Raw genomic sequence first — 12,830 nt, 5'->3', positions numbered from 1 at the left:
CGATCAGCATGCGGTGGTCAAACGCCTACGCTTTGTTGAGCGCTCAACAGCGTAGTGGCGCAAGTGACGGGTGAGCACCCTGCGCCCCCGCGGTTCAGCTGGAGTCGCGGTGCACCACCGTCGCGCCGTACGTCTCCCGCACTTCCGGCTCGCCGCCCGGATTGCGCACCGCCCGGTCGACGAGTCCGGCGAGGTCGCGGCCGGAGGGCAGTTCGATGCGGACGGTGCTGAGCCGGGGCCGCAGCAGCCGGCCGAGCATGAGGTCGTCCGCGCCGATCACGGCCGTGTCCTCCGGGATGCGCACTCCCTCGTCCTGCAGGGCGCGCATCAGCAGCATCGCGTACTCGTCGTTGTACGTGAACACGGCGTCCAGGCCCAGGTCGCGCCAGCGGGCGGCGAGGGCGGCCGCGGACTCCTCCGTGTGGGCGAGCGGCAGCTCGGTCACGGTGGCGTCGGTGCCGCGCAGGGCGGCGCGGGCGCCGTCCAGACGGGGCCGGGAGAACATCTCCATGCCCCGCTCCTCGGGGACGACGACGCCGATACGACGGCGGCCGCGGGCGTAAAGGTGCTCGGCCGCGCTTTTGCCGACGCCCGCGTGGTCCATCAGCAGCGCGTGCGCGCCCTCGACGGGCTCGGCGCCGAGGGTCACCACGGCCCGGGCTCCGGACCGCTTGAGGACGGCCACCCCGTCCGGGCCGATGCCGGGTCCCGGCACCAGCACGGCGACCGGCCGCAGCTCGGCCCAGGCGCGGGCGGCCTCGTCGCCGCGCAGGCCGCTGACGCCGTACTGGACGACGGTGTAGTCGAGACGGCTGAGCGCCCGCTGGAAGTCGTGCACGAACCGGCTGTACAGCGGGCCGGCCGGGACGGGCGGGGCGGGCATCAGCACCATCCGGCTGTGTCCGGCGCGCAGGCTGCGGGCCGCCGCGTGCGGTACGTACCCGAGTTCCTTCGCGGCCTCGCGGACCCGGCGGCGCGTGGGCTCGCTGATCCGTACGGCGCTGGTGTTGTTCAGGACGTAGGAGACGGTCGCGCGCGAGACGCCGGCCAGGCGGGCCACATCGGCGCTCGTGGGTACCGGGCGCGGTGCGGGGGGCGACAGGGGCGCGGGCGTTTTCGGTATCTGCACCATGACGTACGGCATCTTGGCAGAAGCGCGGCCCCGGGGTCCGGGCGGGGGAACTTCGTCCGGGTTTCTACGAACGCGCCACCGCCCGGGGCCCGTTCAGTCGGTGCGCGTCACCCGGGCGACCAGATCGCACCACGCCGCCTCCAGGCGCTCGGGCGGCAGCCCGCACTGGCGGGTGAGGTGGTGGATGAGGACGGGGTTGAGGGAGCTCATGAGCGTGTGGGCGAGGATCTCGCTGTCCGCGTCCGGCACCGTCTGCCGCAGCAGCAGGGCTACATGGTGGTGGTGCACGCGGCGGACCGGGACGGAGAACCGGCGCTCGGGGCTCGGCTCGGCCGCCAGTTGGAGGTCGAGTTCGTCGACGGAGCGGCGCAGCAGGGCGCAGCCGAAGGCCCGCAGTCGCTCCACGGGCGGCGCTTCGGGTCCCAGCGGCGGGGGGCCGGTCAGGAAGGCGGCCTGGAACTGCTTCTCCGAGTGGTCGAGCAGCGCCGTCAGCAGGCCGGTGCGGTCACCGAAGCGGCGGAAGACCGTGCCCTTGCCGACGTTGGCCGCGGCGGCCACCGCCTCCATCGTGACGCCGGCCGCGCCGTGCTCCGCCACCAGTCGCGCGGCCGCCTCCAGCAGCCTGGCCCGGTTGCGGGCGGCGTCGGCCCGCAGGCACGGCTCGTCCTCGACGGCTCCGAGCTGCAGCAGCTCGGGCTCGGCGAGCGGCTGCTGCGGCTTCGGGAAGGGCGGCAGGGGGGCGGACATGAAAACAGCGTAAAGCACCGGGAACAAAACTGGACCGCGGTCCGCTTAGGGTGATACAAACTAAAAACGGACCTCGGTCCGGATTGGTAACGGCACTGTTTCACACGTCTGGGAGTTCGCATGTCCGTTCGCATTCTTGCGCTCGTCGGCAGCCTTCGCGCCGGTTCGCACAACCGCCAGCTCGCCGAGGCGGCCGTCAAGTTCGCTCCCGAGGGTGCGGAGGTCGAGCTGTTCGAGGGCCTGGCGGAGATCCCGTTCTACAACGAGGACCTCGACGTCGAGGGCGGCGTCCCGGCCGCCGCCGCCAAGCTGCGTGAGGCCGCGCAGGCCGCCGACGCCTTCCTCTTCTTCTCGCCCGAGTACAACGGCACCATCCCGGCGGTCCTGAAGAACGCCATCGACTGGCTGTCCCGCCCGTACGGTGCCGGTGCCTTCGGCGGCAAGCCGGTCGCCGTGGTCGGCACCGCGTTCGGTCAGTACGGCGGTGTGTGGGCGCAGGACGAGACCCGCAAGTCCGTGGCCATTGCGGGCGGCAAGGTGATCGAGGACCTCAAGCTCTCCATCCCCGGTTCCCTGACCCGCTTCGCCGAGACCCACCCGTCCGACGACGCCGAGGTCGCCGCCCAGCTGACCGAGGTCGTCGCGCGCCTGCACGGCCACGCGAGCGAGCCCGCCGCCGCGTGATCCACGCCTGACGCCCGGAGGGGGCCGGAGTCTTCCGGTCCCCTTTTCATGCCTTGGTCCGCCCTGTCAAAGGTCGAGCAAGCTGCAAGCGTTTTCGAGGTCAAGGTGCTGGAAAATCGTTCAAGCCCGCGACCACTGCCCTCAGTGTCTGAAAGGGTGTGCGGATGCAGACCCTTTATCGACGACTGCTGACGCTTATGCCTCGACTTGGTATGCACGTGACCGACCTCGGCCCAGGAGCGGCTGTGGTCTCCCGGCGTGCCCGGCGCCGCAGAATCCCCCTGGCCCAGGGCGCGGACGTGGTGGCGCGGGACAACGGCCGCTGGACGGTGGCGGGCGCAGGCGAGGACACCTGGGTGGTACGGCGCCGAAAGACCCGCGCGGAACGTGAGCAGAGCGGCACGGACGCGACGAGTGTCAGGCTCGGCGACAGCGGGGCGCAGCTCCTGCTCGACCCCGCTGCCCTGCGGGACGAACGCAAGCTGCAGCTGGCGGCGGCCGAGTACCTGTGTCACCAGCACGTGGCCGCCATGCTGGAGTTCTACGACGTGAACTGCGTGTTCGACGTGGGCGCCAACGCCGGCCAGTACGCCCGCCGGCTGCGCCGCCACGGCTACACCGGACGGATCGTGTCCTTCGAGCCCACCGCCGGGACCTTCGCCAAGCTCCAGAAGGCCGCCGCCGACGATCCGGACTGGTGGGTGTACCACTACGGCCTCGGCCGCGAGGACACGGCGAGCACCATCCACACGGGCTGGAACAGCATGAACTCCGTCCTGCCACCCAGCGACTACGGCAAGGACCGCTATCTGCGGTTCGCGAAGTCCGAGACGGAGGAGATCCAGATCCGCCGCCTCGACGGCATGATGGAGAAGGCCCTCGACGGCATCACCGACCCGCGCCCCTTCCTGAAGATGGACACCCAGGGCTACGACCTGGAGGTGTTCGCCGGCGCCGGCGAGCGCGTCGGGGAGTTCGTGGGCCTGCAGTCGGAGGTCGCCGTGCTGCGGCTGTACGAGGGCAGCCCGGGCATGAGCGAGGCGATCGCCGCGTACGAGGCGGGCGGCTTCGGGATCACCGGGATGTATCCCGTGACGCGGGAGGCGAACACGGGACGGGTGATCGAGTTCGACTGCGTGATGATGCGCGCGGACGCGGCTCCCGCGACGGACTGACCCCGGCCGCCCCCGCTACAGCGTCCCGCTCGCCTCGGCCTCGGCCTGCTGCTCCTGCTTCCTGGAGGCCCTGAGGCTGGTGAACGTCGTGACCGCGAGGACGAGCACGATGAAGCCGAGCGAGAACGGGATGCTGATCTCCGGGACGTGGACCCCGGACTCGTGCAGCGCGTGCAGCACCAGCTTGACGCCGATGAAGCCCAGGATGATCGACAGGCCGTACGACAGGTGGACCAGCTTCTTCAGCAGGCCGCCGATGAGGAAGTACAGCTGCCTGAGGCCCATCAGCGCGAAGGCGTTGGCGGTGAACACGATGTACGGGTCCTGGGTCAGCCCGTAGATCGCGGGGATCGAGTCGAGCGCGAAGAGCACGTCGGTGGAGCCGATCGCGAGCATCACGACCAGCATCGGGGTCATGACCCGCTTGCCGTTCTCGGTGATGAACAGCTTGGTGCCGTGGTAGCGGTCGGCGACACCGAAACGGCGTTCGACGGCCTTGAGCAGCTTGTTCTCCTGATACTCCTCCTCGTGCTCCTCCTTGCGGGCGTCCTGGACCAGCTTCCACGCGGTCCAGATCAGGAAGGCTCCGAACAGGTAGAACACCCAGGAGAAGGCGGAGATGATCGCGGCGCCCGCGGCGATGAACCCGGCGCGCAGTACGAGCGCCACGATGACGCCGACCATCAGCACCCGCTGCTGGTACTGGGTCGGCACCGCGAACTTGCCCATGATCAGGACGAAGACGAAGAGGTTGTCGACGCTCAGCGACTTCTCGGTGATGTAGCCGGCGAAGAACTCGCCGGTCGGCCCGCCGCCGCCGACGAGGAACACACCGAGGCCGAAAAGACACGCCAGCACGACCCAGACGATCGTCCAGGTCCCCGCCTCCCTGAGCGACACATCGTGGGGCTTGCGGCCTATGAAGAAGTCGACGGCGACCAGCGCGCACAAGGCCACGACGGTCACCAGCCAGACAGTGAGGGAGACATTCACGGGAGGTGCTCCTGGGGCCTGCGGGGGTCCTGTGGGGGAATGAACATCGTTGTCGGCTGGCTGAAACCCTTCCACCTCCGAGAAGTGAACAACAGGTCATGTCCTGGTAAGGAAGAGGTCAGCCGGGGGCGGCCACCCGCCGAACGGCGGGCAGGTTCCGCCGGACGGCGGCGGTCCGGGGGCCGGGCGTGCGCTCATCATGGCCGCACGAGCAGCAGGAGCCGCACGAGCCGCCGCGTTCCGCATGAGGAGTAACCCATGACCTCGACCCCGCCCCCGTTCGACCCCGAACTCGCCGCCGCCCTGGAACTGATCAAGGACATGATCTCGCCGAGCATCACCCTGGAGGAGATCGACGACGCCCGCCGGGGGCCCGGCATCGAGCTGCTGGCCAATCTGGACCTCACGTTGGACGGCGTCTTCGAGGCGGAGGACCGGGAGGTTCCGGGCCCCGAGGGCGCGCCCGACATCTCGCTGCTGATCTGCCGTCCCAAGGCCGCGGCCGCCACCGGGCCGCGCCCCGTCATCTACCACGTCCACGGTGGAGGCCTGATCCTCGGCAACAACCGGGCGGGGGTGGACGGGCCGCTCGCCTGGGCGAAGGAGCTGGACGCCGTGGTGGTGTCCGTGGAGTACCGGCTCGCGCCGGAGAACCCGTACCCGGCGCAGATCGAGGACGTGTACGCCGGGCTGACGTGGACGGTGGAGAACGCCAAGGAGCTGGGCGCCGACCCGGAGCGGATCGTGATCGCCGGTGCCAGCGCGGGCGGCGGCCTCGGCGCGGCGCTCACTCTGCTCCTGCGGGACCGCGAGGGCCCGCAGCCGATCGGTCAGCTGCTGATGTGCCCGATGCTGGACGACCGCAACGACACGGCGTCGGCCCACCAGATGGCGGGCCTCGGCATATGGGACCGTACGGCCAACGAGACGGGGTGGACGGCGCTGCTCGGCGAGCTGCGCGGCGGCCCCGAGGTCTCCCCCTACGCGGCGCCCGCCCGCGCCGAGGACCTCTCCGGCCTGCCCCCGGCCTTCCTCGACGTCGGCTCCGCGGAGACCTTCCGCGACGAGGTCGTCACCTACGCCTCCCGCATCTGGCAGGCCGGCGGCGTCGCCGAGCTCCACGTCTGGCCCGGCGGCTTCCACGGCTTCGACGGCTTCGCCCCCCAGGCCGCCCTCTCCCGCTCGGCCCGCGAGGCCCAGCTGAACTGGCTGCGCAGGCTGCTGGCGGAGTAAGGGGTCCTTGCATAGCGCAAGGACCCCTAAGGCCGTACACCGGACGCCGGGCCCGGCCCGAACATCGACCGACATCGGGGGCGAGGCCTGCGACCTGCGCCGGCCCCGATTCGGGGTGCCTCGAGCGCGACCCGGAGCGGCAGCGTGCCGTCCCCGCGGGACAGGCGCTGTTCGGGGGCGGGGCCTTGGCGCATGATGGGCCTATGAAAGAGCTGGCCGGGCGGTTGAGCGCGTTGGACCCGGATGCCGGGGCCGCCGTACAGGTGATCGCGTACTTCGATCGACTGGCCGAGTCCCGGGCGGGGATGGAGGCGCTGGTGCGGGGCGCCGCCGTGCTCGCCGGGGTGCCGGCGCGGCTCGTCGACGCGGACCGGCTGGTGCGGATCCGGGTCGAGGCGGACGGTACGCGCCGCGACACCGACCTGCCGCCGGCACCGGAGTGGCCGTCCGCCGCGCTGACGCCGGGCGGTACTCCGGCGCTGTGGCTGGAACGCGCCGGGGCCGCGCCCAGTGTGGTGGACGCGGTGATCCTGGAGCGGGCCGCGGGCGCCGTACGGCTCGTCCTCGACCGTACGCGCGGACGGGTTCCGGTCGACGACCCCGCCCTGGTCGAGACCGTCCTCGACGCCACGGCCCCCGAAGCGGCCCGACTGCACGCCGCCCGCCGCCTCGGGCTGGACCCGGGCGCGCCCGCCCGCGCGCTCGCCCCGCTCGGCGGACGGCCACGGGTCCTCCCTGCGGACGCCCGGATCGGCCAGGCCACGCCGACCGAAACGCCCGTCGTGCGCACCGGCACCGTCTCCCTGTCCACCGCGCCGGCCGAAGCGCCCATCGGCCGTCTCGGTTCAGGCCCGGTCAGCCCCTTGCCCACCGGAGCGACCGAAGCTCTCGAACGCCGTCTTCACTCAGGCCCACCCGGCTCCGTGCGCACCGGGGCGTCCGAAACGACAGGCGGCCGTCCCGGGCATGGCTCACCCGTCTCCCTGCGCACCAGGGCACCCGAAACAACCGCCGACCGTCCCCGCTCGGGGCCGCCCGGCTCCCTGCGTGCCGGGGCGGCCGAAGCAGCCGTCGGACGGATCGGTGTCGGGCCTGCCGTCCCCCTGACCGAGTTGCCCCGCTCCTGGGCCGCCGCGCGGACCGCGTTGCGGTTCACCGCTGACGGCACCGCGCAGGATCCCGGCCCGCGGGTCGTGTACGCGGACGAGCTCGGTGGTCTCGCGCTGCTGGCCGACCTCGTCGCGCCGGGGGCCGAGCCGCCGCCCGACGTGCAGGCCCTGGACGCGGCGGCCGCGGACGCGCCCTGGCTGCTGGTCACACTGCACGCGGTAGCGACGACGGCGAGCCTCCGGTCGGCCGCCGCCGAGGCGAACGTGCACCACTCCACGCTCCAGGACCGGTTGACGCACGCCGAGCACCTTCTCGGCTGGCCGGTGCGCACCCCACAGGGTCGACTCAGGCTGCAACTGGCCCTGGAGATGCGGCGGTTGGCACGGCCGTAGGTCAGGAGTGGGCCGCGCCGAGGCCGTCCGGGGGCCCGGCGCCCTCGAACGGGTCCTCCGCGTGGGTGACGAAGTCGTCGACGAGGCGGCGGAAGAGGGCGGCGAGGTGGTGGAGGTCCTCGGGGGACCAGTCCGTGAGGGCCATCTCCATGCCGCGGATACCGGCCGAGCGAATGCGGTCGACCGCGGCCAGGCCGGACTCGGTGAGCTGCACGCGTTGGGCGCGGCGGTCGTCGGGGTCCGGAACGCGGAGGGCGTACCCGGCCCGCTCCAGCTGCCTGAGCTGGCGGGTGATGTGGGAAGCCTCCACGGAGAGCCGGACGGCCAGTACGCCGGGGCGCAGGGGCTCGCTCTCGGCGACGTGCCGGAGGACCGTCACGGCTGCCCGGTCGAGCGGCAGTCCGGCCAGGGCCATCAGCCGCTCGTGCTGCCGGGCGCGGCCTGCCAGATACGTGACACGCGTGAGGACGCGCTCTATCTCGGCGACGTCCGCCTGAACCCCGGTCGGCGCGGGCGAGGATTCGTACATACGACCACGATAACCGAAAAGCTTGCTTGACTTAAGTAATCCGACCGTCCGGCAATCCTTGACGGCAAGGCACTTCAGGCTGCTCGACTCTCTGTGATCTGCCCCACATCCGCTCCGTGTCAGCTTCTTGGCGGCGAGTTGTCAGGGTCTTCGGATTGCATGGCCCCGGCCCCCTTCCCCCCACCGTGAGGAGTGCCGTGTCCGACACGCTGACGCATGCCGAGAACGAGGAGACGGGCGACGCGGTACCGGCGTTCCCGATGCCCCGGGCCACCGGGTGTCCGTTCGCGCCGCCCCCGGAGATGATGCGGCTGCACGCCGAGAAGCCGGTCTCCAGGGTCCGGTTGTGGGACGGCAGCACCCCCTGGCTCGTCACCCGCCACGCGGACCAGAAGGCCCTGTACGGCGACAGCCGCCTCAGCGTCGATCCGACCCTGCCGGGCTTCCCCCACGCGAGCGCGGCCTTCCAGGACGCCTTCACCAGCAACCCGCCGTCCTTCCTGAACATGGACGACCCCGAGCACGCCCGCATCCGCCGCATGGTCACCGCCCCCTTCGCCATCAAACGCATCGAGGCCATGCGGCCCGCCGTCCAGCGGATGACCGACGACTTCATCGACGCGATGCTGGCCGGTCCCAAGCCCGTCGACCTGGTGGAGGCCCTGGCGCTGCCGCTGCCGTCGCTGGTGATCTGCGAACTGCTCGGCGTCCCGTACGACGACCACGAGTTCTTCCAGAGCAAGAGCAAGGTGGGCGTGCGCCGGGACGCCTCGCCCCAGGAGTCCCGGGCCGCCTCCGGCGCACTGCTGACGTATCTGGACGAGCAGCTTCAGGCCAAGCTCGCCCACCCGGCCGACGACCTGCTCTCCGAGCTGGCCGCCCGGATGCGGGCAGGCGACCTCACCCGCCACGAGGCCGCCATGCTGGGCCTGCTGCTGCTCGGCGCCGGGCACGAGACCACCGCCAACATGATCGCCCTCGGCGTCCTGGCTTTCCTGGAGCACCCCGACCAGCTCGCCGTCGTCCGCGACACGGACGATCCGCGCGTCGTCGCGGGCGCGGTGGAGGAGATGCTGCGCTATCTGACGGTCGTCCACAACGGCCAGCGCCGCCTCGCCCTCGCGGACGTCGAGGTCGGCGGGCAGGTCATCCGCGCCGGCGAGGGCGTCATCATCCCCGGCGCCACCGGAAACTGGGAGGCCGACGTCTTCCCCGAGCCGGACCGGCTCGACGTCCGCCGCAACGCCCGCCGCCACATGGCCTTCGGCTTCGGCGTCCACCAGTGCCTCGGCCAGCCCCTGGCCCGCCTGGAACTCCAGGTCGTCTACAGCACCCTTCTCCGCCGCGTCCCCACCCTGCGCCGGGCCGCCGAGCTGGAGAGGATCCCGTTCAAGGACGACGGCGTCGTCTACGGCGTCTACGAGCTGCCGGTGACCTGGTAGCGGTGAGTCGCGCCCGTGCTCTTGTCGATCTTCTCCAGGTTGTTGTCGATCGTGTCGATGCCTCCCGGATCCATGGTGCAGCCCGCCACACCATGGATCCCTCCTCCCCGCTACGCCCAGGCCGTCACCGGCACGAACGAGCTGTCCTGCCGGAACAGGTCCGTACCGTCCGAGGGGTCGACGCGGAGCTGGTAGTTGTAGTGGCGCAGGTAGTAGCCGGGGTAGTTGTACGACTCCCAGCGCACCGAGCCGCTCGCGGTGCCCGTCCGGGCGATGAACGTGGCGTCCCTGGCGAACGTCGAGGTGCCGTCGTTGGGGTCGAAGCGGCCCCGGAACCCGTAGTGGCGAAGGTAGTTGCCCGCTGCGTCCCGGAAGGAGTAACCGTTCGCGTCGGCGAGACCGGCGACGACGGTGAAGGTGGACGCCTGCTGCTCCGCGCTGCTGCTGGAGCCGCTCACCACGGGGAGGTTGAGGAGCGCGGACTGCTCCTGCCAGTACCGGGTGGAGAAGTTCGCCGACTGGAAGGAACGGGTGACGTTCTTCGCGAGGCTCACCCCGCCGGACACCGTCTCCTTGATGACGGTGAAGTGGCGCGCCGTGCCGGAGACGGCGGGCAGTGCCTTGGGCGCGCTCCAGGTGGCGAAGGTGTCGTAGCTGTCGCTGTAGTAGTACTTGCCGTCGCCGTAGCCGTCGAAGAAGATCCGCCAGCCGCCGTTGTCGAGCTGCACCAGCGCGGGGCCCTCGCGGTAGCTGCCCCAGCCGGCCCAGTCACCGGTCTTCGAGATCGTGTAGGGGCCGGTGAGGCGCGAGGCGGTGGCGTACTCGATGTACTTGGTCGTCTCGTTCTTCGTGAAGGCGTGGTAGATCGAGCCGATCCGCACGATGAACGTGTCGATGTGGTTGCTGCCGATGCCGGACAGGGCGACCGGCGAACTCCACGCGGTGAGGGCGGAGTTGGTGGCCTTGAGCAGGTACGGGGTGAAGATCCACTCGTCGTTGGTGGTCGAGCAGGACACGATCACGTTGACGCTGCCGTCGCTGTCGACGAACCACTCCGGCGCCCAGGCCCGGGAGAGGCTCGCGATCGGGACCGTGTAGTCGTACAGGAAGGTCCAGTTGACCCGGTCGCTGCTGCGCGCGAAGCCGATGGTGGTGCTGACGTCCTGCCAGGTGTGCGTGGTGTAGGTGATGTAGTAGAAGCCGTCGGTGTGCTTGAAGACGCTGGCGTCGCGGATGCGGTTGCTGGGCGGGGTGTAGGCCGAGGACTTCACGAGACGGAAGTCGGTGGCGTCGTCGGACTGGTAGACGTTGACCGTGCCGTCGTTGCTGTTGAGGAACGGGACGATGGTGTAGCGGGTGGCCGAGCCGCTGGGCGGTGCGGCGGCGAGGGCCGTGCCGAGCAGGCCGGGCGCCTCGCCCAGCACGAGCGCCGAGGCAGGCAGGGCAACCAGCCCGCGCAGCAGGGTACGGCGGGACGGGGTGGGGGGACGTCTGGTCACGTGCGGCTCCCTGGGGCTGAAGGAGTCTCCCTGGGACTCATCGTTCGAGATCACGAACGAGGTTCGGAAGATCGATCGAAAGGTAGGGGTGGGGCCCAGGCGCGTCAATGGGTTGCGCAGGACGAAAACGGCCCTGTGGGGAACCTGTGGCGGCAGGGGCGGTCGTAAGCCGAGCCACCTCTCCCGCGCGTGGCGTTCCGTGACCGCGCCGCCACACGTTACCGTTCGGTAGGACAAGGTCGTCCCGGAGTGCCCGGAGGTACCCGCATGACGCTCGACGCTGCCGAACCTGCCGACCGTGCCGCAGGCCTGGCGGAGACCGCCCGTGCGCTCGCCGACGGGGAGGTGTCGGCCCGCGAACTGGTCGAGCGCACGCTCGCCCGGATCGAGGCGGCGCAGGGCACCCTCAACGCCTTCCGCGTCGTCCGGGCCGAGGCGGCGCTCGCCGAGGCCGAGGCGGCCGACCGGGAGCTGGCCGGCGGGGCGCGCCGCCCGCTCCTCGGGGTCCCCGTCGCCGTCAAGGACGACATGGACGTGGCGGGCGAGCCGACCGCGTTCGGCTGTCAGGGCGAGCACCCGCCGGTGGCCGAGGACGGCGAGGCGGTACGGCGGCTGCGCGCGGCCGGAGCCGTGATCGTCGGGAAGACCAACACCTGCGAGCTGGGGCAGTGGCCCTTCACCGAGGGGCCGGCGTTCGGCGCGACCCGCAATCCGTGGAGCGCCGAACACACCCCGGGTGGTTCGTCGGGCGGTTCGGCGGCCGCCGTCGCCGCAGGCCTGGTGCCGGCCGCCCTCGGCTCCGACGGGGCGGGTTCGGTCCGCATCCCGGCCTCCTGGACCCATCTGATCGGCATCAAGCCGCAGCGCGGCCGCATCTCGACCTGGCCGCGCGGCGAGTCCTTCCAGGGCATCACGGTCAACGGCACACTCACCCGGACCGTGGCTGACGGCGCCCTGCTCCTGGACGCGGCGAGCGGCAACCACGACCACGACCCGCACCGGCCGCCCGCCGTCGACGCCTCGGCCGCGGTGGGCCGCGACCCCGGCCGGCTGCGCGTCGCGCTCGCGCTCAAGCCGCCGTTCACCGCGCTACCCGCCCGCCTGCTCCCCGAGGTGCGCGCCCGGGTCGTCGAACTCGCGGAGAAACTGGCCGCGTTGGGGCACACCGTCGAGGAGGCCGACCCGCCCTACGGGCAGATCGGGCTGACCTTCATCCCCCGGGCGACCGCGGGGATCGCCGAGTGGGTGGCCGAGGCACCCTTCCCGGCGCTCCTCGACCCGCGCACCCGCGAGTCCGCCCGGCTGGGCCGACTGCTGGGCGGCGCACCGCTGCGGGCGGCGCGGCGAGCGGAAGCGGTGCTGCACCGCCGTATCGGCGCCTTCTTCGAGACGTACGACGTGGTCCTCGCGCCGACGACGGCCGCTCCCCCGCCCCGCATCGGGGCCATGCTGAACCTGAGCGGGTTCGCCACCGACCGCGCCATGATCGCCGCCTGCCCGTACGCCTGGCCGTGGAACGTCCTGGGCTGGCCCGGCGTCAACGTCCCCGCGGGCTTCGCGCCCGGCGGTCTGCCGGTCGGGGCGCAGCTCCTCGGCCCGGCGCACAGCGAGCCGCTGCTGGTGTCACTGGCCGCACAGCTGGAGGCGGAGCTGCGCTGGCACGAGCTGTGGCCGCCGCACACCGCGCTCACGGACTCCTCCCCGGCGGTGTGAGCGGGGCGCCCCCGGCGGTGTGAGCGGGGCGAACCTCCGGCTGTGTGAGCGCGTCGCCCCCGGCGGTGCAGACGCAGCGCGCCCCGCAGGCGTGAGCGCGGCAACCCCCAGCCGTGCACGCGCGGCGAGCCTCCGGGGCCTGAGTGAAACCCCCGGCGGTGTAGACGCGGCGCGCCGAGCA

General features: G+C 71.8%; 11 protein-coding genes. 6 read left to right on the top strand and 5 right to left on the bottom strand.

The window, feature by feature from the left end; translation table 11 throughout:
* Nucleotides 1–94 precede the first annotated feature (94 nt).
* Nucleotides 95–1,144: a LacI family DNA-binding transcriptional regulator gene (locus ACFYWX_RS34735; RefSeq protein WP_389428810.1), complete on the bottom strand. Its 1,050-nt coding sequence runs from the start codon at nucleotides 1,142–1,144 to the stop codon at nucleotides 95–97.
* Nucleotides 1,145–1,225: 81 nt separating this feature from the next.
* A complete protein-coding gene (locus ACFYWX_RS34730; protein ID WP_389428809.1) occupies nucleotides 1,226–1,879 on the bottom strand; it encodes a TetR/AcrR family transcriptional regulator in 654 nt (217 codons plus the stop codon).
* Between the two features lie 120 nt (nucleotides 1,880–1,999).
* Here ACFYWX_RS34730 and ACFYWX_RS34725 point away from each other — a divergent pair, with 120 nt between their 5' ends.
* Nucleotides 2,000–2,563 (top strand): NAD(P)H-dependent oxidoreductase, encoded by a 564-nt coding sequence (locus tag ACFYWX_RS34725; protein WP_389428808.1) that lies wholly within the window; start codon nucleotides 2,000–2,002, stop codon nucleotides 2,561–2,563.
* A gap of 245 nt (nucleotides 2,564–2,808) precedes the next feature.
* Nucleotides 2,809–3,738: an FkbM family methyltransferase gene (locus tag ACFYWX_RS34720; protein ID WP_389428807.1), complete on the top strand. Its 930-nt coding sequence runs from the start codon at nucleotides 2,809–2,811 to the stop codon at nucleotides 3,736–3,738.
* A 15-nt stretch (nucleotides 3,739–3,753) separates the two neighbouring features.
* On the opposite strand, the gene ACFYWX_RS34715 is transcribed toward ACFYWX_RS34720, so the two are convergent.
* Nucleotides 3,754–4,731, bottom strand: coding sequence for a TerC/Alx family metal homeostasis membrane protein (locus ACFYWX_RS34715; protein WP_389428806.1), 978 nt, complete (start codon nucleotides 4,729–4,731; stop codon nucleotides 3,754–3,756).
* A 258-nt stretch (nucleotides 4,732–4,989) separates the two neighbouring features.
* Here ACFYWX_RS34715 and ACFYWX_RS34710 point away from each other — a divergent pair, with 258 nt between their 5' ends.
* A complete protein-coding gene (locus ACFYWX_RS34710) occupies nucleotides 4,990–5,964 on the top strand; it encodes an alpha/beta hydrolase (protein WP_389428805.1) in 975 nt (324 codons plus the stop codon).
* Between the two features lie 203 nt (nucleotides 5,965–6,167).
* The gene (locus tag ACFYWX_RS34705) at nucleotides 6,168–7,466 is read left to right on the top strand and encodes a helix-turn-helix domain-containing protein (protein WP_389428804.1); all 1,299 of its coding nucleotides are present in this window, start codon (nucleotides 6,168–6,170) and stop codon (nucleotides 7,464–7,466) included.
* A gap of 1 nt (nucleotide 7,467) precedes the next feature.
* Here the strand turns inward: ACFYWX_RS34705 and ACFYWX_RS34700 are convergent, their stop codons facing one another.
* On the bottom strand, nucleotides 7,468–7,995 hold the full coding sequence (locus tag ACFYWX_RS34700) for a MarR family winged helix-turn-helix transcriptional regulator (protein ID WP_389428803.1): 528 nt from the start codon (nucleotides 7,993–7,995) through the stop codon (nucleotides 7,468–7,470).
* Nucleotides 7,996–8,192: 197 nt separating this feature from the next.
* On the opposite strand from ACFYWX_RS34700, the gene ACFYWX_RS34695 reads away from it, so the two are divergent.
* A complete protein-coding gene (locus tag ACFYWX_RS34695) occupies nucleotides 8,193–9,437 on the top strand; it encodes a cytochrome P450 (protein ID WP_389428802.1) in 1,245 nt (414 codons plus the stop codon).
* Nucleotides 9,438–9,547: 110 nt separating this feature from the next.
* Here the strand turns inward: ACFYWX_RS34695 and ACFYWX_RS34690 are convergent, their stop codons facing one another.
* Nucleotides 9,548–10,936: a glycoside hydrolase family 43 protein gene (locus ACFYWX_RS34690; protein WP_389428801.1), complete on the bottom strand. Its 1,389-nt coding sequence runs from the start codon at nucleotides 10,934–10,936 to the stop codon at nucleotides 9,548–9,550.
* A 267-nt stretch (nucleotides 10,937–11,203) separates the two neighbouring features.
* Here ACFYWX_RS34690 and ACFYWX_RS34685 point away from each other — a divergent pair, with 267 nt between their 5' ends.
* Nucleotides 11,204–12,649 (top strand): amidase, encoded by a 1,446-nt coding sequence (locus ACFYWX_RS34685; protein WP_389428800.1) that lies wholly within the window; start codon nucleotides 11,204–11,206, stop codon nucleotides 12,647–12,649.
* Nucleotides 12,650–12,830 lie beyond the last annotated feature (181 nt).

Origin of the sequence: Streptomyces sp. NPDC002888, assembly GCF_042888465.1 — a bacterium.
Lineage (GTDB): Bacteria > Actinomycetota > Actinomycetes > Streptomycetales > Streptomycetaceae > Streptomyces.
This window is presented reverse-complemented; position numbering and strand designations above follow the sequence as displayed.